This window comes from Methylobacterium sp. E-005 (genome assembly GCF_022829725.1).
Lineage (GTDB): Bacteria > Pseudomonadota > Alphaproteobacteria > Rhizobiales > Beijerinckiaceae > Methylobacterium.
Genome location: NZ_JAKSYG010000062.1, coordinates 72,797 through 95,370, shown reverse-complemented (window position 1 = coordinate 95,370; position 22,574 = coordinate 72,797). Strand labels below are relative to the sequence as shown.

Annotated in this window: 15 protein-coding genes; 5 read left to right on the top strand and 10 right to left on the bottom strand. The window is 67.5% G+C overall.

Annotated elements, in window-relative coordinates; translation table 11 throughout:
• Positions 1-25 precede the first annotated feature (25 nt).
• Positions 26-760, top strand: a complete 735-nt coding sequence (locus MKK88_RS06465) for a DUF3750 domain-containing protein (RefSeq protein ID WP_243998028.1) — start codon at positions 26-28, stop codon at positions 758-760.
• A gap of 88 nt (positions 761-848) precedes the next feature.
• Here the strand turns inward: MKK88_RS06465 and mqo are convergent, their stop codons facing one another.
• The 3 genes from mqo to MKK88_RS06450 all read right to left on the bottom strand — a co-directional run bounded on the left by mqo (position 849) and on the right by MKK88_RS06450 (position 6,154).
• The gene (gene mqo, locus MKK88_RS06460) at positions 849-2,573 is read right to left on the bottom strand and encodes a malate dehydrogenase (quinone) (protein WP_243998026.1); all 1,725 of its coding nucleotides are present in this window, start codon (positions 2,571-2,573) and stop codon (positions 849-851) included.
• A gap of 1,126 nt (positions 2,574-3,699) precedes the next feature.
• Entirely contained in the window at positions 3,700-4,827 is a 1,128-nt protein-coding gene (locus MKK88_RS06455) for a DUF2778 domain-containing protein (RefSeq protein ID WP_243998024.1), read from the bottom strand.
• A gap of 541 nt (positions 4,828-5,368) precedes the next feature.
• On the bottom strand, positions 5,369-6,154 hold the full coding sequence (locus tag MKK88_RS06450; protein WP_243998208.1) for a lytic transglycosylase domain-containing protein: 786 nt from the start codon (positions 6,152-6,154) through the stop codon (positions 5,369-5,371).
• Between the two features lie 729 nt (positions 6,155-6,883).
• On the opposite strand from MKK88_RS06450, the gene MKK88_RS06445 reads away from it, so the two are divergent.
• Both MKK88_RS06445 and MKK88_RS06440 read left to right on the top strand, forming a co-directional pair.
• Entirely contained in the window at positions 6,884-7,570 is a 687-nt protein-coding gene (locus tag MKK88_RS06445) for a class I SAM-dependent methyltransferase (protein WP_243998022.1), read from the top strand.
• A 50-nt stretch (positions 7,571-7,620) separates the two neighbouring features.
• Complete coding sequence (locus tag MKK88_RS06440) at positions 7,621-8,232, top strand: hypothetical protein (RefSeq protein WP_243998020.1); 612 nt, start codon at positions 7,621-7,623, stop codon at positions 8,230-8,232.
• Between the two features lie 49 nt (positions 8,233-8,281).
• On the opposite strand, the gene MKK88_RS06435 is transcribed toward MKK88_RS06440, so the two are convergent.
• A complete protein-coding gene (locus MKK88_RS06435) occupies positions 8,282-9,973 on the bottom strand; it encodes an aminotransferase class III-fold pyridoxal phosphate-dependent enzyme (protein WP_243998018.1) in 1,692 nt (563 codons plus the stop codon).
• Between the two features lie 32 nt (positions 9,974-10,005).
• On the opposite strand from MKK88_RS06435, the gene asd reads away from it, so the two are divergent.
• A complete protein-coding gene (gene asd, locus MKK88_RS06430; protein WP_243998016.1) occupies positions 10,006-10,908 on the top strand; it encodes an archaetidylserine decarboxylase in 903 nt (300 codons plus the stop codon).
• 16 nt (positions 10,909-10,924) lie between these two features.
• Here asd and MKK88_RS06425 read toward each other — a convergent pair whose 3' ends face one another.
• From MKK88_RS06425 to MKK88_RS06400, 6 genes are all read right to left on the bottom strand, one after another.
• Positions 10,925-12,592 (bottom strand): methyl-accepting chemotaxis protein, encoded by a 1,668-nt coding sequence (locus MKK88_RS06425; RefSeq protein ID WP_243998014.1) that lies wholly within the window; start codon positions 12,590-12,592, stop codon positions 10,925-10,927.
• A 353-nt stretch (positions 12,593-12,945) separates the two neighbouring features.
• Positions 12,946-15,390, bottom strand: a complete 2,445-nt coding sequence (gene gyrB, locus MKK88_RS06420; protein ID WP_243998012.1) for a DNA topoisomerase (ATP-hydrolyzing) subunit B — start codon at positions 15,388-15,390, stop codon at positions 12,946-12,948.
• Between the two features lie 178 nt (positions 15,391-15,568).
• Complete coding sequence (locus tag MKK88_RS06415; RefSeq protein ID WP_243998010.1) at positions 15,569-16,531, bottom strand: aldo/keto reductase; 963 nt, start codon at positions 16,529-16,531, stop codon at positions 15,569-15,571.
• 5 nt (positions 16,532-16,536) lie between these two features.
• Positions 16,537-17,181: an MBL fold metallo-hydrolase gene (locus MKK88_RS06410; protein ID WP_243998008.1), complete on the bottom strand. Its 645-nt coding sequence runs from the start codon at positions 17,179-17,181 to the stop codon at positions 16,537-16,539.
• An 89-nt stretch (positions 17,182-17,270) separates the two neighbouring features.
• Entirely contained in the window at positions 17,271-17,654 is a 384-nt protein-coding gene (locus tag MKK88_RS06405; RefSeq protein WP_243998006.1) for a hypothetical protein, read from the bottom strand.
• 67 nt (positions 17,655-17,721) lie between these two features.
• Complete coding sequence (locus MKK88_RS06400; RefSeq protein ID WP_243998004.1) at positions 17,722-19,389, bottom strand: alpha-amylase family protein; 1,668 nt, start codon at positions 19,387-19,389, stop codon at positions 17,722-17,724.
• A gap of 153 nt (positions 19,390-19,542) precedes the next feature.
• On the opposite strand from MKK88_RS06400, the gene MKK88_RS06395 reads away from it, so the two are divergent.
• On the top strand, positions 19,543-22,563 hold the full coding sequence (locus MKK88_RS06395) for a penicillin-binding protein 1A (protein ID WP_243998002.1): 3,021 nt from the start codon (positions 19,543-19,545) through the stop codon (positions 22,561-22,563).
• The last annotated feature ends 11 nt before the right edge of the window (positions 22,564-22,574 follow it).

Sequence of the window (22,574 nt, the reverse complement as noted above, 5' to 3'; positions counted from 1 at the left end):
CCTTTCCCCCCTGCCCCGGCCTCCTGTGACCCTGATCCGGATCGCGCTCCTCGCGCTCGTCGCCCTCTTTATCCTGCCCGTCGCGATCTCCGCCACGCTCTACTGGCTTCGGGCCACCGGCGATTGGCGGCTCGCCGACCGCTCAAGCGCCGGGCTGCTTCCACCCGCCCAGACCGAGCCGGGCGCGGTCGTCCGGATCTTCTCGGCGCGCACGGTGAGCTGGCGCGGGATCGTGGCGACGCACAGCTGGATCGTCATCAAGGGTCAGGGCGAGGGCGCCTATCGGCGCTTCGACTACACGGCCTGGGGGCAGCCGATCTGGATCGACCGTTTCGTCCCGGATGGGCGGTGGTTCGGAAACCCGCCCGAGACCGTCTTCGCGGCGGACGGAGCGGCGGCCGAGGCGATGCTACCCCGGATCCGAAAGGCCGTCGCCGAGTACCGCTATGCCCGGCCCGGCGATTATGTGGTCTGGCCGGGGCCGAACTCGAACACCTTCGTGGCCGCCATCATGGCGGCCGTGCCGGAGATCCAGGCCAGCTTGCCCACGACGGCGATCGGCAAGGATTTCCCCTATGACGGCCGCTGGATCGGCTGGACGCCGTCGCGCACCGGGATACGGGTCAATCTCGCCGGCTATGCGGGCCTGACGATCGGCTGGGTCGAAGGTCTCGAGGTGAATCTGCTCGGCGGCGTGGCGGGGATCGATCTGCGACGTCCCGGAATCAAGCTGCCGGCCCTCGGCCGGATCGGGATCTGAGCGTATCCTCATCGGGGCGATGACCGCGCTGTGACCGCCCCGCGCTGGAGACGGCCACGGCGCTCATCGATCCTCGGATCCCCGCTGCTTACGGCGCGAGGTCGTGAACCGGCTCCTTGACCGTCTCGGGATTGCTGTTCAGCACGGTGCTGCCGCTGGGGACCGGCTTCAACTCTGCGCGGTCGATCTGCGGCGGTGCGGGCAGCTGAAGCGCGGCGCTGGTGGCGGCCCATTCCTGCGCGACACGGTCCGGATCGTCGTTGAGCTTCGTGCCGTAGCTCGGGACGATCTCGCGGATCTTCGCCTGCCATTCCGGCGTGGCAACGTTCTTGGCAAAGACCTTCTCCAGGACCTGCAGCATGATCGGTGCCGCCGTCGAGGCGCCCGGCGAGGCGCCGAGCAGGGCCGCGATGCTGCCGTCCTTGGCGTTGACGATCTCGGTTCCGAGCTTCAGGACGCCGCCCTTCTGTGGGTCGCGCTTGATGATCTGCACGCGCTGACCCGCCTGCCAGAGGCGCCAGTCCTCCTTCTTCGCCTTTGGAAAGTACTCCCGCAGGGCCGCGATGCGATCATCGTCCGACAGCATGAGCTGTCCGGCGAGGTACTCGACCAGGGGAAACTCATCCATGCCGACGCGCATCATCGGCCAGATGTTGCTGGTCGTCGTGGACGACAGGAGGTCGAGATACGAACCCTCCTTGAGGAACTTGGTCGAGAAGGTCGCGAACGGTCCGAACAGGATCACGCGCTTGCCGCCGAGCACGCGCGTATCGAGATGCGGCACCGACATCGGCGGCGAGCCGACCGAGGCCTTGCCGTAGGCCTTCGCGAGATGAAGCGTCGCGATGTCGGGGTTGTCGTTGATCAGGAACGAGCCGCCCACCGGGAAGCCGGCATAATCGTCGCCCTCGGGGATGCCTGACTTCTGCAGAAGGTGCAGCGCGCCACCGCCCGCGCCGATGAAGACGAACTTCGCGTCGACGCTCTGCAGAGACCCATCCTTGAGGTTCTTGGAGGTCACCCGCCAGGACCCGTCGGCGTTCTTCACGATGCTCTCAACCTCGGTCGAGACGCGCAGCTTGAAGCGCGGCTGCTTCTGCAGATAGGCGACGTATTGCCGGGTCACCTCGCCCCATTCGCAATCGGTGCCGAGGGGCGACCACGTGGCGGCGACCTTCTGCTTCGGGTCACGGCCGTCCATCATCAACGGCACCCATTTGCGCAGCTGCTCCGGATCCTCCGAATATTCCATGCCGGCGAAAAGCGGGCTGGCCTTCAGCGCCTCCCAGCGCTTCTTTAGAAAGGCGATGTTGTCGTCACCCCAGACGAAGCTCATGTGCGGCGTATAATTGATGAAGGTGCGCGGATCCCGCATCACGCCGGTCTTGACCTGATAGGCCAAAAACTGGCGGGTGACTTGGAACGCCTCGTTGATCTCGACCGCCTTCGGGATCTCGACCGTGCCGTTCTTCTCGGGCGTATAATTCAGCTCGGCGAGGGCGGAGTGGCCCGTGCCGGCATTGTTCCAGCCGTTCGAGCTCTCCATAGCGACCTGATCCAGGCGCTCCACCATCTGGATCGACCAGTTCGGCTCGAGTTCGTTCAGCCAGACACCCAGCGTCGCGCTCATGATGCCGCCCCCGATCAGCAGGACATCGACCTTGCTGTCGGCTGCCTCGGCCTGCGCCAGGCACGGCGGCAGCGCGGCCACCGCAAGGCCCGTCGCGGCGGTGCCGAGGAGTTGTCGCCGATTGAGTGGTGCGGTCTGCCGGTGCCGGTCGTGGAAGGGCATGGTTTCGTCGTCGGCACGCATAGTCGGATCCCGGTTGATTGTCGGACGTGCCTGGCGAGCACCTCCGCGGATTGGACACGGATCAGATCGGCAGCGGGATGTCCCGCGCCTGCCTTCCGGATCGTTTCCTCAGGATCGTCGCGCAGCGCCCGAGCACTGCCCGGTGCCGGCCTGTCGCGCGTTGCGACCGCGCGCATGCTGCAATGCCGGCTACGGCCTATGACAGCGTGATCCGGATCGCCCGCGCAGGACGGCTCGTCTTGTTATTGCCCGCCCCGGAGCCCGTTCCGCTCGTGGGAGACGAGCCTAGCTCCGACCCGATCGATCGCTTTGTGATCGGCGACCATCACGGGTGAGATCGCTGGCCGTATCGGCACAGTCGCTGGTGCCGCACCCATAGATGATGAAGCGTGACGGCACAATCACGGAAATTGCAGCTCCGCGCTGTCTTGTCGAACGGCGGTGTCTGCAGGCTCGGACAGTACGCTTGACCAGCTCGATATCTGACTCAATACAAGCAGATTGCCGCGTCGAGCAGACACATCCGTCTATCGGCTGTGGATGCGAGGCATGACCAGCGTTGAAACCCTATGCAAGGTGGGTCGGGACTCGCTTGAAGCGGACGAGGCTGCGCGACAGGCCGCCAGCACCCCGGTTCGACATCAGGCACCACGGAGTGGTGCCATCGGCGTAATCGCCATCGCGCCGCCGCTCGGTGCCAACCCGATCCGGCGCCCAGGCCGTCTCAATCGACGGGACCCACGGATCGCCCTCGATCGGTAGCGTCCGCTACAGGCGGCGAGGCCTTTGAGGACCGCGGCACGTTCGACCTACCTGGTGGCGGGCCACCGGTCGCTGCCCTCAAGATTGAACGTGGCCCAGCCATCTCGTGTGAAGACCGCGCGTCAGCGGGGCGCGCTGCCCATAGCGTCGGGCGGCATCCTAAGCGGCACTGCGAAGGCCGTGCGTGCCGCCAGTGCGGGGCACAGGTCAGCGCGTGATCGGTGGGCGCGCAGATCGTCCGGCCGGCCTATCGGGATGCAGGCCACGCGGCGGGCGCCACGGTCCGATTCGGGCATGCCCGGTGTCCGACCAGCCGCACCGATTGTAGGGGGCGGACGAGACGGGCGGAATGCCCGTCCCGGCGTCAGCCGCCGTTACGCGCCATGCGCGTGCGACCGCCATCCGCCATCGCGGGCAGCGGATCCTGCGTGCCGGTGACGACGACAAGGCGCTGTACCTCGCCACGGAGGAAGGCCTGCAGAAACCGCTCGTAATCCCGGAACGAGACGCAGCCATTGGAATCGCCGCGCGGTCCCAACATGAACGTGTGGGCGAGCAACCCGACGCGGCCGTAGACCGCATCGCTGCCGCCCACGGGCGTCAGCCGGATCGCCCGCACGCCGTGGAACAGCTGCTCGCGCTCGGTCAGGTCATAGGTACCGGGCGGCGTCGGCCCGCGCATCCGCACATTGACGAGACGCGGCTCATCCAGACCCTCGCCGAGCCCCGAATGGGCTTCGAGACGCTCGCCGCTGGGCAGCGTGACGGTTCGGCTGGCGATATTGTAGACGGCAACGCCCGCGACCGCGCTCGGCTCGCGCGACAGGGCGAGCGGCGGCGAGATCCGACGTTGCGGGACAACGTCCACGGGCTTGCTCTCCAGCGCCGTATAGGCGAGCGCCGGGGACCGCTCGATCCCGAACAGCTTTTCGAGGAAGGAGCGCTCGTCCACCGGCTGAGCGGTGGGCTGGGCGGGGGGAAGGTCGCGCCGGGCCATGCGGCGTTCGGCCCGCCGGGCCAGCGCGGTCGCGCCGGGTCCGCGAAATTCAGGGGGGCGCGGAACCGGAAGCGGCACGGTCATGGCCGTGCGCGGGGCCTCAGCGGTTCCGCCGGCAAGAGGCAATGCCGGATCTGGCAGAGGACTGAGCGGTCCGAGTTGCAACCAGGCCCAATGCGCCGGCGGTTCGTCCGCGATCTGGCGATCCGCGTCGGTGGACGCGGTTTCATTCGCCTGCGGCTCGGCGTGCGACATCTCGGGGGCGGAAGCCTCGGTGGATTCTGGCGCGAGGAAAGGTTGATTCGCAGCCTCCGACAGGATGCGCTGACCCGTCATCGCCATCCGCATCGAGGATGACCGCAGAACGCCGTCCGGGAGGCCGGATCCCACGAGTGCTATGGCCAGAGCGCCGGTGAAAACCGTCAGCGGTGCGAGGCAGGAACGCCGCGAACGCCTGCTGTCGGGGCCGTCCAGCGGCACGGAATCGATCGCCATGCAGATGCCCATGCTCCTTGTCGGGCGGTCCGGCCGATCGGCGTGACGCTGCGACGCCAGCGTTCAGCAGACCTGCTCCGCAGGGTTCGGAACAGCAGCTCCGACGGGGCTTTTCTGCGGCAAGTCCATGGTCGATCTTGGATCGTTCGGGACCATTTTCGGGCGCGAAGATCGCATTCTTCAAGTCTTCGGCACATCAGCGTGTTGCCGAGATCTGTCTTTGCGGCTGCATCGCCTGCGGTGGACCCCGATCCCGTGGCAGCCCGGATACGCGTCCGAAACCGCGCCCCGCCGAGACGGATAGCGGACGGGCAGCACGTCGAAGAGCGGCGCAGCCTTGAGGTCCGAGGCGTTACGATCGGACTCGGGGCTGGTTATGGGCCCAGGCAGACCTGTTGACGGCACGCCAACGCTTCATCCGCTGACGTCTTGGGTTAGTCGCAATCGAGCATCCGAATACCGGCAACGTCCTCGCAGGACCTGCCTGTGACGCTCCGCCGGTGTGTGGACCGATCCGGCGGAGCGCGCGAGAGCGAAGACTCTAGTCGTTGTCGATCTGGCGCCCGAGAATCGCGATGGCCCGCTCGTAAACGGGAGCGGCATTCCAACCTTGAATCGCCGCGAAGTTCGGCTCGCCGGGCTGGTAGCCCGCACCGGCGCGCCAGCCGTGGGCCTTCAGGAAGTTGGCGGTGGACGACAGGGCCGCGCCGACATTGTTGAGGTCGCCAGTGCCGTACGTGAGCACGTTCTTCGGCAGGAACTGCGTGTGTCCGACTTCCCCGTGCGCAGCCCCGCGGGTGCTTGGCGTCAGCAGACCGCGGTCGACCAGCGTCAGTGCCGCGTAGAGCTGATCGGTGAAGTACTCGGAGCGGCGGCAATCGTAGGCGAGGGTCGCCACGGCCGAGAGGGTGTTGACGTTTCCGCGCACCGCGCCGAACCCGGTTTCCATGCCCCAGATCGCCAGGAGCGGCCCCGGCGGAACCCCGTAGCGCTGCTCGATCGAGTCGAACAACGCTGCGTTCTGCCGCTTGAGCACCCGCCCCCGGGAGACGATCGCCGGTCCGCCGCGCTTGGCCAGGAACTGATCGAGCGACAGCTTGAAGCTGTGCTGGCCACGATCGGCCGAGATCGTGGCGGTCGAGTAGCTGGTGTTCTGCAGGGCCGCGAGGCTCGCGGCGCTGGCCCGGCCGCGCGCCTCCTCGGCGAATTCCCGCTTCCACGCTTCAAAGCCGGCAGCGGTGTTGCCGCATTGCGCGGCGCTCGCCTGCCCGGCGCTCAAGGCGAGCCCTGCGATAGCCGCTATCGCGAGAGTCTGACGCCGCTTCATGTCGGTCACGCGAAACACTCCTTTGGCGCCTCAGTGCGCCTCATCCGCTCGGCGATACCCCGTCACATCTCGGCGATATCAGGGCAAGAAGATGTCCAAGACGCGAACTCCGGCTTCTCGCCTTCACATCCTTGCGCTTTCGCTTAACGAACGCTGCACCCGCGGCAGCGGTCCCCGGCGGCTCGGCCTGCGGCTCGACGCGTTTCCTCGGATCCCCCAGCGACGGAACCCGACGGCAACACCCTCTTTGCCGGCAAGCTTATCTCGCGACAGGCCGGGGCCCAATGCAATGTCCGGGTCGAGTATCGCAGGGACCGGTCGATTTGCCGACGAATATTTTCGCTCTGAGCGGTTCTTGTTGTTGTCACAACGTTGTCAAACGACGGTCATAGCTTTGCCGGCGGAAAAAGGTCTCCGGAGAAGCGGCGTGGGGCTCATGACGAACAGGGCAGTTCGACGCCCTCCGCTGGTCTACGGCTCCTGATTCGCGTTCGGCGTACAGCGATGTCGACGATTCTCACGGCGGCCGACCGATCCGCAACCTGCGCCGGTGTGGTGTCGCCCCGATCACACGGGCGACGGCTTTCGATCACGTAAGTGCACCTGAATGGGCGGGCCTGAGCCGGGGCGTGCCCGACAGGGGCCCGGCCGCCGACGGACACGGATACGTCGATCCTCAAGGTTCATCACACCAGCCTTCGACCTGCCAGAAAGCGAGACTGAACACCCATGGCCATCGGAATGCACGGCACCGGCTCATCGCGCGCAGGCGCGCTCGGCCCCGATCTCGACCGCGACGGTGTTGCCAAGGCGTATGGGCGCTGGGCGCCGGTCTACGATCTGGTGTTCGGACCCGTCTTCGCCCAGGGGCGGACCCTGGCGGCGGCGGCGGCGGAGCGGATCGGCGGTCGTATCCTCGAGGTCGGGGTCGGGACCGGCCTGTCCCTGCCGGCTTATCGCCGGGCTGCCGGTATCGTGGGCATCGATATCTCGGCGCCAATGCTCGAGAAGGCCCGCCAGCGCGTGGCACGGCTCGGCCTGCGCAATGTCGAGCGCCTCGCCGTGATGGATGCCGAGCATCTCGACTTTCCCGACGCGTCCTTCGACGTGATCGTCGCGCAATACGTGGTGACGGCGGTCCCGAACCCCGAGGCGGCGCTGGACGAATTCGCCCGGGTGCTCCGCCCCGGCGGCGAGATCGTCATCACCACCCGTATCGGCGCCGAGGACGGCCTGCGCCGCACCGTCGAGCACGCCCTCGCGCCGATCACGAGCCGCCTCGGCTGGCGGACGGAATTCGCCTGGAACCGCTACGCCGCCTGGGCAGCCGAGGCACCGGTCGAGATCGTCGAGCGCCGGGCGCTGCCGCCGCTCGGGCATTTCTCCCTCGTCCGCCTGCGCAAGCACGACGCCTGAGGTCCCACGACATCTCTCCTACCCACCATCGTTCGACGGGGAAGCACACAATGGCGAGCTTTCTGGAAGCGCTGCGCATCCAGCGCTGGGATGATCACCGGTACTACCACCACAATCGCGTCAATCAGAGCTTGCACGTCGTGAGTGCGATCAGCTTCCTGGTTGCCTATGCCCTGGCGTTCAAGGACCCGGCGACGGCCGCGCTGATCGGCTGGCTCATCGCCATGACATCCCGGCAGGCCGGTCACCTGTTCTTCGAGCCGAAGGGCTACGACCACGTCAATGACGCCAGCCACGAGCATAAGGAAGAGATCAAGGTCGGCTACAACCTGCAGCGCAAGATCGTGCTGCTCGCGATCTGGGCCTTGTCGCCGCTGCCGCTCTACTTCGATCCGAGCCTGTTCGGTCTGATCTCGCCACACCAGACCACGCGTGATCTGATCCGCAACATCGGCTGGATCTGGCTGTGGCTGGCGCTGGCGGGCTTGCTGTTCCGAATGGTGCAGCTGTTCGTCCAGCGCGACGTGCAGACTGGCTTCGTCTGGGCCACCAAGATCCTCACGGACCCGTTCCACGACATCAAGCTCTACCACAAGGCGCCGCTCGCGCTGCTGCAGGGTGAACTGGTCGAGGAGCACGAGCCGCACGAGCGCGGCGCCTGAAAGGCCACCGGGCGTCGGGCGAACAGCCGCCCGGCGCCTCCCTGCGGGCTCAGCCCTGGTCCGGTGCCCGCAGGCCGAACCGGGCGCCCAACTTGCCCAGGCGCACCACCGCAATTTCCTGCAGGATCGCGCGGCGGATCGCCCTGTCGCTCGGTGCCCCCGCCTCCCACCAACCGTCGCCCCGCATGGTTTCGGCCGCCGCTACGAACCGCGCCGCGACGGCCTCGAAGGCCGCCTCGTCGTAGGCGAGGCTGAAGATCAGGCGGCCGGTACCCACCCAGGACAGGGCCAGACCCTCCGCGCGCAGGTAGAATTGCAGCATCCAGTTGTAGCGCGACGGCCTGGTGTACAGGACCGTCCAGACCGTCGACATGTTGGCGACGCGAACCGGCAGGTTGGACTCCGCCAGCAGGGCGTTGAGGTGGGCCGCGCGCCGGTCCCAGGTCGCGTCGAGATTGGCGTAGAGGTCGGCCACCTCCGGCGATTCGAGCCGGTCAAGGAACGCGCCCATGGCGCCCATCACGTAGGGATGCGCGTTGAAGGTCCCGCGGGCGAAGCAGATGTCGACGGGCCGGTCTTCCCGATAACGCCGCATCAGGTCGGCGCGTCCGCACAGGACACCGACCGGCAGGCCGCCGCCCAGTGTCTTGCCGTAGGTGACCATGTCGGCGCGCAGGCCGAAATATTCCTGCGCGCCGCCGCGGGCGAGGCGGAAGCCGAGGAAGACCTCGTCGAGGATCAGCACGATGCCTCGGGCGGTACACACGTCCCGCAGGTCGTGGAGCCATTTCGTGTAGGCAGCCCGGTCGAAGGTGGCCCGGCGGCCGCTGTCGACGAGGGCGGAGTCGGACGGCGCCCCGGCATTCGGATGCATGGCCTGGAGCGGGTTGACCAGCACGCAGGCCACGTCCCGGCGGCTCGCGAGGACTCGCAGCGTCCGCTTCGACATGTCGGCCAGGGTGAGCGTGTCGCGGGTGGGGACCGGGTTGCCGATACCGGGCTGCACCTCGCCCCACCAGCCGTGATAGGCGCCGCAGAAACGCACGATCCGGCGCCGGCCGGTGTGGTAGCGGGCGAGCCGCACCGCCTGCATCACCGCCTCGGTGCCGGACATATGGAACGAGATCTCGTCGAGGCCGGAGAGCGCCTTCAGGCGGGCCACGTTGCCGGTGACCACCGGGTGCAAGGGGCCGAGCACCGGGCCGAGGGCCGAGACGCGCGCCGCGCCCTCCTCCAGGCAGGCCCGGTAGAAGTCGACGCCGAACAGGTTCACCCCGTAGGAACCGGCCAGATCGTACGCGACGTTGCCGTCGAGATCCGTGATGGTCACCCCCTCGGAGGCGGCCGCGAAGGCGCCGGTTCCGAGATGGGCACGCACGTGCCGGGCGTATTGGAACGGCACCCGATAGAGGCCGGTGAATTGCAGGTCCGACAGGCCGTCGCGCGCTGCCTCGGTCTCGGAGCGGGTGCGCGCGTACCGCGTCTGAAACAGCTCGGAAAGCCGCGCGAACCCATTCTCGCGCCGGGCCGCGACCGCCTCATCCGGATTGTCGGAGCGGAAGAAGGCGCGCTCCGCGTAAGCATAGTGCGGGATCAGCCCGGCGACGCGTCGCGCCATCCGTGCATGGCCGGTGAGCGATCGGTGCTTCGCCCGGGACAGGCGCAGGCGCTGCGCAACCCGAGGCAGCGCGAAGACTGCGGCGGCGGTGGTGGCGGACAGGGTGACGAGGAGTGCGGACATCGCCCCGCGCCCTATCGGAGGCAATTCACGGCATGATGACGGTTTCCGGATCGCCCCTGCGGCGGGCCCTGGCGCGGATCGGCGCCCAGGAGGACGTGAACTTCCTGCTCACGAACCGGCTGCCGCGTCGGCTCGCCACCCGATTCATGGGCTGGTTCAGCCGGATCGAGCAGCCGCTGGTGCGTGATCTCTCGATCGCCGCGTGGCGCCTGTTCTGCGACGTGGATTTCAGCGACGCGCGCGAGACGCGTTTCCCGAGCCTCCACGCCGCCTTCATCCGGTCTCTCCGGCCCGGAGCCCGGCCGATCGCCCGCGATCCCGCGATCCTGACGAGCCCGAGCGACGCGATCCTCGGGGCTCATGGCCGGATCGAGGCAGGCCGCCTGTTTCAGATCAAGGGGCTGTCCTACCGGCTCGCCGACCTGCTCGGGGGCGATGCGCAACTCGCCGACGCCCATGAGGGCGGCAGCTACGCCACCCTGCGGTTGACCGCCGGGATGTATCATCGCTTCCACGCGCCGCACGACCTGCGCGTCGAATCGGTGCGGCACATCTGGGGCGATACGTGGAACGTCAATCCCATTGCCCTGAAGCGCATCGAGGCCCTGTTCTGTCGCAACGAGCGAGCCGTCCTGCGGCTCCGCGTGGCGGAGGCGGGTCACACGGTCACGCTGGTGCCGGTGGCGGCGATCCTCGTTGCGGGCCTGCGCCTCGGTTTCCTGCCGGAGGGCACGGCGCTGCGCCGGACGGCCGGTCGGACGCTGGCCTGCACGACCCGTCTGGCCAAGGGCGACGAGATGGGCTGGTTCGAGCACGGCTCGACCATCGTGGTGCTGGCGCCGGCGGGCTTCACGCTCCTGCCCGAACTGACTGAGGGCCGGCGCCTGCGCATGGGGGAGCCGCTGATGCGCCTGCCCACGGCTGCCGGGGCCTAGCGCGGCCTGGCTTCCGTCAGGCCGCTTGGACGGTCGCGAGATATTCCGCCACGGCGGCACTCAGCGCGTCCGACTGCCGCGACAGTTCGGTTGCGGCCGTCAGAACCTGGGTTGCAGCATTACCGGTTTCGGCGGCGGCATGCGTGACGGCGCCGATATTGACCGTGACCGCCTGCGTTCCGTCCGCGGCCTCGCTGGCACTGCGCACGATTTCCTGAGTGACAGCCCCCTGCTCTTCCATCGCGGCCGCCACCCCGACCGCGATGGCCCGCAGATCGAGGACCGTGGTCGTAATGGCCTGGATGGCGTCCACGGCGCGGCTCGTTTCGCCCTGAATGGCATTCACTTGGCCGGAGATCGTCTCGGTGGCCTTCGCGGTCTGATTGGCCAGTTCCTTGACCTCCGCGGCGACCACGGCGAAGCCCCGTCCCGCCTCGCCGGCCCGGGCCGCCTCGATCGTGGCGTTCAGGGCCAGCAGGTTCGTCTGCGCGGCGATACCCGAGATGAGGTCGATCACCGCCCCGATCCGCTCGGCCCCCTCGGCCAGACCCATGACCAATGCGTTGGTCTCGCTGGCGCTCGCAGCGGCGCGTTCGGCCATCTCGGAGGACCGTACGATCTGGCCGTTGATCTCGCTGATCGAGCTCGACAACTCCTCGCTCGCGGCGGCGACAGTCTGGACGTTGGCCGAGGTCTGCTCGGCCGCCGAAGAGACCGTAGCGGATTGCGCGGCGGTCTGATCCGCATTGCGGCTCATCGAGCGCGCAGTCGCCTGCATCTCGTCTGCGGCATGCGTCAGCGTTTGCGTCATGCGTTCGACCTGAGATCGGAATGCCTGCGTCGCCCAGTCCAGGGCCTCCGCCCGGCGCGTTTTCTCCGTCAGATCCCGCGCCGATGCTTGATCGGCCGAGCGCTTGGCGATCAGCGCTTCCCGGAAGACCTCAAGGGCCTTGGCCATGGCACCGATCTCGTCGGACCGCCCGGCGCCGGCGACCTGGGTATCGAGATCGCCGGCGGCGACGCGCGCCATCGTTGCCGTGGTCTCCTCGATGGGCCGGGTGACCTGTGCGAGGATCACCCAGACGCCATACGCCACCGCGGCCACCGCGCCGATCAGCGCAACCATCAGAAGGACCTTCAGGATCCCGGCCAGGGACTCCGCGCGCTTGAATTCCGCCATGGCCTCGCGGACCTGAAGATCGGTGAGCTTGCTCACCCCCGCCGTCGTCGGCGCCGTCGCCTGCACCAGTTCCGCCTTGGCCGAGGCGATGCCGGCGGCGTCCTGCGCCCTCAGGGCGCGGCACAGATCGTGGATGATGTTCGCGTTCCGCTCCAGCTGGGGCTTCAGGGCCGCGATGAGCTGCTCCTCCTCGGGCGTGAGATATGTGGCCAGATACTCGGACCAAACCTGTTGCCCGCGCGCGAGCTGGCGTTCCGCGGTCGCTGCAAGTTCGGCTTTGTTGGCCGTCGGCAGGTCGATGGTGCGTACGACGACCAGAATGGCATCGTACGCATCGCGAAACGCACTGAACTGGGCGAGAGGCGCAATCCGGTCTGCGAAGATCGTCCCCAGGCTTCTGCTGTTGCTGTGCAACGCGTAATTCCCGAGCGCCGCGGTGCCGACAAGAAGAGTGCCAAGCATCGCGAGGAGCGCGATGAGGCGCGTCTTAATCGAGATTTTCATTGAAACCGGCCAATCCCTGAAATCAAAATCTTTAGCAACTTCGATATCTTAGAAAAAGTCAGAGCTTGGTTCAAGTGTCAGACTTACGTTTCCCTCTGACAATCCCTAAATCTACTAGTGCCTTGCCTAATATGCGATCTAAAAGACTTGAACCAAACAATCATTCGATGATCGAGCGTCCGTTTGAAATCGATAGGTTCAGAAAATCATTCCCTGTGCTGAGGCTCGATTGGGAGGCCGGGATGAAAGTCGATCACCTTTGCGTGCGCGGGGGCGGCTCTGAAAAAAGATGAGCCGCCGACCCTGTTCCCAGGACCAGCGGCTCGCTTCGTCGGTGCAGACCTCCCCGCGCGCTACACGTCTAGGTTTGCCACGCTCAGCGCGTTCTCCTGAATGAACTCGCGCCGCGGCTCCACGACGTCGCCCATCAGCTTCACGAACAGGTCGTCGGCGTCGGTGACGTCCTTCACCTTGACCTGCAACAACGAGCGCACGTCGCGATCCAGCGTCGTCTCCCAGAGCTGCTGCGCCGTCATCTCGCCGAGGCCCTTGTAGCGCTGGAGCTGCAGGCCCTTGCGGCCGAAGGCCATCACGGCCTCGAACAGGGCGACCGGCCCGTGCAGAACGGTCTCGTCGGATTTGCGCATCAGGGTGGCGGGCTCACCGTAGATCTCGCGGAAGGCGTCGGCCCGCTCGGACAGGCGGCGGGCCTCCTGAGAGGCGATCAGCCCGGCATCGAGCGTCGCCACCTGGCGCACGCCGCGCAGCGTCCGGCTGAGGCGGTAGCCGCCCTCGGAGGACTCGCCCTGCCAGCCCTGCTCGATCTCGTCCGCGATGGCATCGAGCCGCCGCGCCGTCATGTCGGCCAGCACCTCGGCCTCGCCAGAGCGGGAGGCCGCCTCCGGGTCGAGCGCCCCGGCGAGCACAGCCTGCTCAACCACGGCACGGTCGTAACGCGTATGCAGGCCCTGCAGGATGCTCCGGAAGGTCCGCGCCTCCTCGACGAGGCTCTTGAGCTGGGGCCCGGCGAATTCCGCCCCGGTGGAGAGGCGCAGAATCGCCCCGTCGGTCCCCTGATCGATCAGGTAGTCCTCGAGCGCGCGCTCGTCCTTCAGGTAGATCGCGCGCCGGCCGCGCTCGGCTTTGTAGAGGGGCGGCTGGGCGATGTAGAGATGGCCGCGCTCGATCAGCTCCGGCATCTGCCGGAAGAAGAAGGTCAGGAGGAGTGTCCGGATGTGCGAGCCGTCCACATCCGCGTCGGTCATGATGATGATGCGGTGATAGCGCAGCTTCTCCGGGTTGAAGCCCTCGCGATCGGTCGATGAGCGGCCGATCCCGGCGCCGAGCGCGGTGATCAGGGTGCCAATCTCCGCCGAAGACAGCATCCGATCGGCGCGGACGCGCTCGACGTTCAGGATTTTGCCGCGCAGCGGCAGCACCGCCTGGAAGGTCCGGTCGCGGCCCTGTTTGGCCGACCCGCCTGCAGAATCACCCTCAACCAGCAGGATCTCGCATTTGGTCGGGTCGCGCTCCTGACAATCGGCGAGCTTGCCGGGCAGGGAGGCGATATCGAGCGCGCCCTTGCGGGTCACGGTCTCGCGCGCCTTGCGGGCGGCTTCGCGAGCCGAGGCCGCCAGGACGACTTTGCCCATCACCGAGCGGGCCTGGGACGGGTTCTCCTCGAGCCACGTGGACAAGCCCTCGTTGAGGACGTTCTCCACCGCCGGCCGCACCTCGGATGAGACCAGTTTGTCCTTGGTCTGCGATGAGAATTTCGGGTCCGGCACCTGCACGGAGATCACCGCAGTGAGACCCTCACGGCAATCCTCACCGGTGAGCGAGACCTTCTCCCGCTTGGCGACGCCACTCGACTCGGCGTAACCGGTGATCTGGCGGGTCAGCGCCGCGCGGAAACCCGCCATATGGGTGCCGCCGTCGCGCTGTGGGATATTGTTGGTGAAGGGCAGCACGGTTTCGTTGAACGAGTCGTTCCACCAGAGCGCGACCTCGACGCGGATGCCGTCGCGTTCGGAACTGACGACCACGGGGCTCGCCATGCCGTCGATCGGCTTGCGGGAGCGGTCGAGGTAGCGGACGAAGGCTTCGATGCCGCCCTCGTAGTACAGCTCCTCACGCTTCTTCTCGGCATGGCGCGCGTCGGTCAGCACGATGCGCACGCCGGAATTCAGAAAGGCGAGCTCGCGCAGGCGCTTCTCCAGCGTCCCGTAATCGAACTCGATCATCGTGAAGGTGTCGGTCGACGGCAGGAAGGTGACTTCCGTGCCGCGGCGACCGTTGCCGGGGCCGACCACTTCGAGCGGGGCCACGGCGTCGCCGTGGCGGAACTCCATGGCGTGCTCCGAGTCGTTGCGCCAGATGCGCAGCTTCAGCCACGACGACAGGGCGTTCACCACCGAGACGCCGACGCCATGCAGGCCGCCGGAGACCTTGTAGGAGTTCTGATCGAACTTACCGCCGGCGTGGAGCTGGGTCATGATGACCTCGGCTGCCGAGACGCCCTCTTCCTTGTGGATGTCCACCGGGATGCCGCGGCCATTGTCGGAAACCGTGACCGAACCGTCGGCGTTCAGGGTGACGGTGACGAGGTCGGCGTGGCCGGCCAGAGCCTCGTCGATGGCGTTGTCGACGACCTCATACACCATGTGGTGGAGGCCGGAGCCGTCATCGGTATCACCGATATACATGCCGGGGCGCTTGCGGACGGCATCGAGGCCCTTCAGCACGCGGATCGATTCCGCGCCGTAATCGGCGTGCTCGTTCTGGGGGGTGTCGGCCATGAACTTCCTCGGGCAGGCGGGCCTTTACGCGACGGAGAGACTCGCGCCGTCAGGCGCCCACGCCTGAACTCTCACTCGGTCTGCCTGATATAAGGGTTCCACCTTGAGTTTGCACGACTTTTGCGCACCCAGGGCGAGCCCCTGGGTGCTTTTCTGACGCTCCCGGCTTAACGCCGCGTTAGTCCTCGATCCCGCCCGCGCTGGCTCCATCCAGGCGCGCGATCGCCTCAGGCGACAGGCTCAGCCGGGCCGCGCCCAGCAACTCGTCGAGCTGCGTGACGGACGTGGCGCTGGCGATTGGCGCCGTGATCCCGGGGCGGGCGATGATCCAGGCCAATGCCACCTGCGCCGGGCTCGCGCCATGCGCCGCGGCGACCGAATCGAGCACGTCGAGTAGCGCGAGGCCCCGCGGGTTGAGGTACTTCGCGACGCGGTTCTCGCGGGCTCGACCGGCGGCGTCCTGCGCGGACCGGTATTTCCCCGTGAGGAAACCGGCCGCCAGCGAGAAGTAGCCGATCACGCCGACTTGCTCGGCCCGGCAGAGCGGCTCCAGCTCGACTTCGTAGCCGCGCTCGGCGAGGCTGTAATCCGGCTGCAGGCATTCGTAGCGCGGCAGGCCTGCGGAGGCCGAGAGCGCCAGCGCCTCCCTGAGCCGGCTGGCGCCGTAATTCGAGGCCCCGATCACGCGCACCTTGCCGGCCGCGATCAGGCGCTCGTAGGCCCGCAGCGTCTCCTCCAGCGGCACGTCGGCATCGTCGAGGTGGGACTGATAGAGATCGATCCGGTCGGTTTGCAGCCGCCGCAGGGACGCCTCGCAGGCCCGCTCGATGTGCTGCGCCGAGAGGCCCTTGCCGGCCTCGCCCATATCCATGCCGACCTTGGTGGCCAGCACGATCCGGTTCCGCGCACCGGGACGGGCCGCCAGCCAGCGCCCAATCACCGTCTCGGATTCGCCGCCCGCGTGGGCCGGGGCCCAGCGCGAATAGACGTCGGCGGTGTCGATGAAGTCGAAACCGCTCTCGACGAAGCGGTCGAGGATCGCGAAGGATGTGGCCTCGTCCGCGGTCCAGCCGAAGACGTTGCCACCCAGGCAAAAGGGCGCGACTGTGAGTGGCGATTGGCCGATGCGACGCTTGTCCATGCGCTTCAGTCCTGCAGGAACGGATTGGAGACACGCTCCTCGCCGAGCGTGCCGGTCGGCCCGTGGCCGGGGATGAAGGCGAGGTCGTCGCCGAGCGGCAGGACCTTCTCCTTGATCGCCCGGATCAGCTGATCGTGGTTGCCGCCCGGCAGGTCCGTGCGGCCGACCGAGCCTTTGAACACCACGTCGCCCACAAGGGCGAAGCGCGCGTCGCGGCTGACGAAGACCACGCTCCCCGGCGAGTGGCCCGGGCAGTGCAGGATGTCGAAGCCGAGGTCGCCCACCGTCACGGCATCGCCCTCGTCGAGCCAGCGATCCGGCGTCACCGCCCGGGCCTCGCCGAGGCCGTAATTGGCCGCCGTCTCCGGAAGGGAGTCGAGCAGGAACTTGTCGGCCCGGTGGGGGCCCTCGACCGGCACGCCGAGGCGCTCGCGCAGCTCGTCGGCACCAGCGGCGTGGTCGACATGGCCGTGGGTCAGCAGAATCTTCTCAACCTGCACGCCCTGCTCCCGGATCGCCGCCTCGATCCGGTCGAGATCGCCGCCGGGATCGACCACGGCACCGATCTTGGTGGCGTCATCCCAGATCAGGGTGCAGTTCTGCTGAAAGGGCGTGACCGGGATGATCCCCGCGCGTGGCGTACCTGGCATGTCGTTCCGCATGTTGGCAGCGCCGCTCAAGACGCCCTTGATCCGATTCTAACGCAGAACGGGGACGGGCGGCACCCTGCGCGGTCGGCTCAAGCCACGTCGCCCTTCGGGCGGCGCAGACCGTCGTGGAGCGCCAGCATCTCGGCCATGCCGAGCGAACGCGTGCTCCAGCGGGTCTCCGCGGTGTTGATCTGTGTGAACCGGTCGTGGGACCGCCCGCCATAGGCGCCGAACAGGGCCTGGCCCGCCTCGTAGGTTCCGTCACCCGAGGCCGTCTCGTCCGGCCGGTCGATCCGGTACGACGGCGTCGGCGATCGGCCGGTGACACCGATCCGGACCCAGGCGTCGCCGTAATGCTTCTGGCACATCCGCATGGTGACCAGAACGTGGCGCAGATACGCCTCGCCGTCGGCGAGGTCCGGCAGGATGTCGGCGATCGTCGCGTCCGGGGGATAATGCTTCGTCCGGGCCATGTTACACCTTGCTCCGGCGCGTCCTAACGGTTCGGCCCGATCAGCGCGAGGCGTAATCGCGCTGTCCTTAGGCCGGGCGACGCTTGAGAAGCGCGTCGAGCCCGCCGACGCGGAACCAGTGGTAGCCGTAGCCTTCCAGAAACACGCAGTGCGTGCCGTCCTCCCGGACATCGCTGCGCGCGCCAGTGAGGACGTCGACCAGCACGTCGTGTTCCCGATCCGGGCTGCCGGATTTGAGGGCGATCTCCACCGGCTCCGCCGCAAGGTTGTGCACGCACAGCACCGCGTTGCCGCGCCATTCGTAGCGCAGGGCCAGCACCGAGTTCTTGCCGGTCGGGACCGCAACGACGTCGCCCCAGCCGATCTCGGGAGTCTCCTTGCGCTGCCGGATGATGCTCTGCATCCAGTTAAGCAGTGAGTCCTGGGCGTGACGCTGATCGGCGACGTTCACATGGGCGTAGCCGTAGGGCCCGTGGTCGATCACGGGCAGCACGGTTCTGTCGGCCTGCGAGAAGCCGCCCTGGTGCTCGCCGGTCCATTGCATCGGCGTGCGGGCACAGTCCCGTTCCTTCAGCGTGAGGTCGTCACCCATGCCGATCTCGTCGCCGTAGCGCAGCACCGGCGTTCCCGGCAGGGTGAACATCAGCGAGTAGGCCAGCCGGATCCGCCGCGGGTCGCCGGCCAGCATCGGGGCGAAACGGCGCCGGATGCCCCGGTCGTAGAGCTGCATGCGCTTCTCCGGGCCGAACTCCGCGAACACGGCCTGCCGCTGCGCCTCTGTGAGCCGACCGAGGTCGAGCTCGTCGTGATTCCTGAGAAAGATGCCCCATTGGCATGAGAGCGGGCGCGGCTTCGTCTTCTCGATGGCTTTGACCAGAGGCCGCGCGTCATGGCCAGCCAGGGCGTAGAACGTCGCCTGATTGACCTGGAAGTTGAACATCATGTGCATGCGGTCGGCATCGTCGCCGAAATAGTCGAAGTCCTGCTCCGGCAGGATGTTGGCCTCGGCCAGGATAATGGCGTCGCCCTGGCGCCATTGCAGGAACTCGCGGAAGTCGCGCAGCATATCGAACTGCTCGCGCGGCTTGCCGCCGACATCGGCACCCTTCTCCGCGATGACGAAGGGCACCGCATCCATCCGGAAGCCCGAGACGCCGAGCTGGATCCAGAAGCCCATGATCTTCAGGATCTCGGCCAGCACCTCGGGGTTGGCTGTGTTCAGATCCGGCTGGAAATTGAAGAACCGGTGGAAGTACCAGGCTTTAGCCTTGGAGTCGTAGGTCCAGGTCGTGTCCTGCACGCCCGGGAAAACCATACCCTCGTCGGCCGTGGCCGGACGCTTGTCCGACCAGAGGTACCAGTCCCGAAACGGCGAGTCCGGGTTGGATCGAGCCGCCTGAAACCAGGGATGCTGGTCCGAGGTATGGTTGACGACGAGGTCGATGAGCACGCGCAGGCCCCGCTGCTTGGCCGCATGCGTGAAAGCCACGAAATCGCCGAGCGAGCCGTAGGCCGGATCGACGCCATAATAGTCCGAAATATCGTAGCCGCCGTCCTTCTTGGGCGAGGGCTGGAACGGCATCAGCCAGATCGCGGTGGCGCCCAGGCCCTGTATGTAGTCGAGCCGACGCTCCAGTCCGGCGAAGTCACCGACACCGTCGCCATTGGCATCCATGAAGGTGCCGACGGAGAGGCAGTAGATGACGGCGTTCTTGTACCACAAGTCGTTGATCATACGGCCCCCCGGCGTCGTCGCGTGTTCAGAACGTAGGGCCGGCAGAAAGCGTTGCCGTTCGCCGCGTCCTTAAATCAGCCGCGTTGTGCAAGCCCTGTCGGGCGCGCGTCCGGACGATCCGGTCCGCCTGTTGCGTCTCCGAACCCGGCCCGCATGAACGCCATCCTGATCAAGCTGTTCGCGACCGCCCTGACCCTGAGCCAGGTCACCACCCGGCCTGACTCCGTGCGCACGCGATTCGACCCGGCAACCGACGGGCCCGAGGTGGTGCGCCTTCTGCGCGACGGCTGCGCCCATATGCGCAAGAGCTTCGACATCGAGGACATCAACCTCGACGACCTGATCTCCACCGCCATGGAGGATCCGACGACGGTCGCCGGCCCGTCCGCGCCGAAGATCCTGCATGGGCTCGACATCAACGAGTTGAACGTCAGCTACAAGCAGTTCTGCAAGGGCGAGAATCCGCCGAACTCCCCGTTCGACGCGAAGGCGGTGATCGAGTTCTACGACAACGCCACCAAGGAGCTGCCGAGCGCCGAAGCCCTGCGCGACAAGGCCCTGCCGGGCATGACCCGGATCCTCGACGGCGCCGGCAAACCGTTTGCGGAAGCGTCCGAGCCGAACGGGCGACGCATCGTGGTGCCGATCTCGGCGGTGCCGCCGCTGGTACAGAAGGCGTTCATCGCCGCCGAGGACAAGCGCTTCGAGAGCCATCACGGCATCGACGAGCGCGGCGTGATCCGCGCCTTCATCGGCAATCTCGCCTCGCCGGGGAGGCCCGCCGGCGGCTCGACTATCACCCAGCAGGTCGTCAAGAACCTCTCGGTCGGTGACGACGTCACCTACGAGCGCAAGATCCGCGAGATGATCGTCGCCTCGCGGCTTGAGCGGATCCTGTCGAAGCCGCAGATCCTCGGCCTCTATCTCAACGGGATCTATCTCGGCCGCGGCGCCTACGGCATCGAGATGGCGGCGGAGAGCTATTTCGGGAAGCCGGTCGGCCAACTCAACCTGCCGGAGGCGGCCCTCCTCGCCGGCATGCCCAAGGGCCCGAACTTCTACAGCCCCGACAAGTACCCGGATCGAGCCCGGGAGCGGCGCGCCTACGTGCTGTCCCGTCTCAAGGAAGAGGGCACGATCACCGAGGCGGAGATGAATACCGCGATCAAGGCCGATCTCGGCCTGAAACCGATCGAGACAGCGCGGCGCGATTCCGGGTTCTATGCGGTCGACTTCCTGAACCGGGAGGCGCGGACGTTCGCGGGAGTCGATTCGCTCACGTCCGGTTCGCTCACCGTGCGCTCCACGATCAATGCCGGGCTTCAGCGGGCCGTGGAAGAGGCGCTGCAGGACGGGCTCGCGAATTACGAGCGGTCGACTGGGCGCCAGACCTTCACGGGACCGGAACTCAACCTCGCCGACAGCGTCCGCCGGATCCAGGCCGCAACGCCGGCCCCCGAGGCTTCGCCGCAGGCGGCGCCGTCCGTTACGGGGGCCCGGGCGGATGCCGTCAAGCCGGACACCAAGACGCTCCGTGCCTCCAAGATCGTCGCGACGCCGCAGCGCAAGCCCGCTTGGCTGCTGGCGCTCGAGAGCGCTCGGCCGGTCCTCTACGATGTCCGCTGGCCCATGGCGGTCGTGCTGGAGACGGGGCGCGGCGGCATCAAGGTCGGGCTCGCGGATGGCCGCACCGCTTCCCTCGACGCCGGGATCGCCCGCGGCAAGCTCCAGCCCTACGACGTGGTGCGGGTGAAGGTCACGCCGGGCAAGGGCGGCCCGCACGCGCAACTCCGCGTCAAGCCGACCGTCCAGGGCGCGGCGCTCGTCCTCGAGAATCAGACGGGCCGGATCCTCGCCATGGCGGGGGGCTTCTCCTACCCGCTGAGCCAGCTCAATCGCGTCACGCAGACGGTGCGGCAGCCGGGCTCGACCCTGAAGCCGTTGACCTACCTTGCCGCGCTCAATGCCGGCCTTCAGCCCAACACGCTGGTGATGGATTCCCCCGTCACGCTGCCGCCGATCAACGGAACCGGCGATTCGTGGTCGCCGAAGAATTACGAGGGCGGCGGTTCAGGGCCCACGACGCTCCGGCGCGGGCTGGAATTCTCCAAGAATCTCGTCACCGCCCGCCTCCTGCAGGGCGGTATCGCGCCGAAGGCCCCCGCGAGCCTCAAGCGCGTCTGCGACATCGCCCTTGAGGCGCAGATCTATGCGGAGTGCGAGCCTTACTATCCCTTCGTCCTCGGCGCGCAGCCGGTGCGGATGCTCGATCTCGCCGCCTTCTATGCAGCCGTGGCCAACGAGGGCGCGCGGCCCGCGCCCTACGCCCTCGAATCGGTCGAGCGGGACGGCAAGTCGCTCTACAGCCACGCGGCCCGGGAACCGGTCCGCATCGGCTCGGCCGACCGGGTGGCGTTCTATCAGCTGAAGACCATGCTGCAGGGCGTGACCCAGCACGGTACCGCTGCGGCCCTGTCCAAGGTTTCGGCCTACGTGGCCGGCAAGACCGGCACGTCGGAGAACGAGAACGACGCGTGGTTCGCCGGCCTGACCAACGAGATCACGGTCGTGGTCTGGATCGGGTACGACAATGCCGATGGCAGCCGGAAGACGCTCGGCCGCGGCCAGACCGGTGGCCATGTCTCGGTTCCGATCGCCTCGGCCATCCTCCAGGCGGCCTGGGCCAACGGCGTTCCGAAGACGCCGCTGAAGGGCCCCTCCGCTGAGGCGCAGCCGTTCATCGCCAACTTGGCGATCGATCCGCGCAGCGGCGTCCGTGTAGCGGGAGGTGGCTTCATCGAGCATTTCCGCACGAGCGGCGACGGCAAGATGGCCGACACCCAATACCGCCTCGTGCCGCGCGAGACGCTCTACGCGATGCGGCCGGATGCCGAGGATGGCGATCTCGGCGGGGCCGAAGACGGAGGGAGCGTTGCGGGCGATTATTATGGCAACATGACCAGCGAGCGCCCGCCCGCGGACCCGCTCGACCCGTTCGGAGACCGGCCGCCACCGCGCAGCCGCCGTGCGCAGGGCGATCTGGACCCCGACAGACAGGATCCGTACAGGCCCTGGCCGGGCCAGACCGCGCGCTCGCCGTTCGGGGATGACGGCGTGCGCAGGCCGCGCCGCCGTGATCCGGACTATCTGTTCGGCGAAGATTCCGGCTTCTGACCGCCCTCCCC

Excerpts from the sequence above, each read along its gene's own strand:
- mqo (WP_243998026.1), bottom strand. The coding sequence starts at position 2,573 with ATGCGTGCCGACGACGAAACCATGCCCTTCCACGACCGGCACCGGCAG.
- MKK88_RS06455 (WP_243998024.1), bottom strand. The coding sequence starts at position 4,827 with ATGGCGATCGATTCCGTGCCGCTGGACGGCCCCGACAGCAGGCGTTCG.
- MKK88_RS06425 (WP_243998014.1), bottom strand. The coding sequence starts at position 12,592 with ATGAAAATCTCGATTAAGACGCGCCTCATCGCGCTCCTCGCGATGCTT.
- MKK88_RS06450 (WP_243998208.1), bottom strand. The coding sequence starts at position 6,154 with ATGAAGCGGCGTCAGACTCTCGCGATAGCGGCTATCGCAGGGCTCGCC.
- asd (WP_243998016.1), top strand. The coding sequence starts at position 10,006 with ATGATGACGGTTTCCGGATCGCCCCTGCGGCGGGCCCTGGCGCGGATC.
- MKK88_RS06440 (WP_243998020.1), top strand. The coding sequence starts at position 7,621 with ATGGCGAGCTTTCTGGAAGCGCTGCGCATCCAGCGCTGGGATGATCAC.
- gyrB (WP_243998012.1), bottom strand. The coding sequence starts at position 15,390 with ATGGCCGACACCCCCCAGAACGAGCACGCCGATTACGGCGCGGAATCG.
- MKK88_RS06395 (WP_243998002.1), top strand. The coding sequence starts at position 19,543 with ATGAACGCCATCCTGATCAAGCTGTTCGCGACCGCCCTGACCCTGAGC.
- MKK88_RS06400 (WP_243998004.1), bottom strand. The coding sequence starts at position 19,389 with ATGATCAACGACTTGTGGTACAAGAACGCCGTCATCTACTGCCTCTCC.
- MKK88_RS06435 (WP_243998018.1), bottom strand. The coding sequence starts at position 9,973 with ATGTCCGCACTCCTCGTCACCCTGTCCGCCACCACCGCCGCCGCAGTC.
- MKK88_RS06445 (WP_243998022.1), top strand. The coding sequence starts at position 6,884 with ATGGCCATCGGAATGCACGGCACCGGCTCATCGCGCGCAGGCGCGCTC.
- MKK88_RS06405 (WP_243998006.1), bottom strand. The coding sequence starts at position 17,654 with ATGGCCCGGACGAAGCATTATCCCCCGGACGCGACGATCGCCGACATC.
- MKK88_RS06415 (WP_243998010.1), bottom strand. The coding sequence starts at position 16,531 with ATGGACAAGCGTCGCATCGGCCAATCGCCACTCACAGTCGCGCCCTTT.
- MKK88_RS06410 (WP_243998008.1), bottom strand. The coding sequence starts at position 17,181 with ATGCCAGGTACGCCACGCGCGGGGATCATCCCGGTCACGCCCTTTCAG.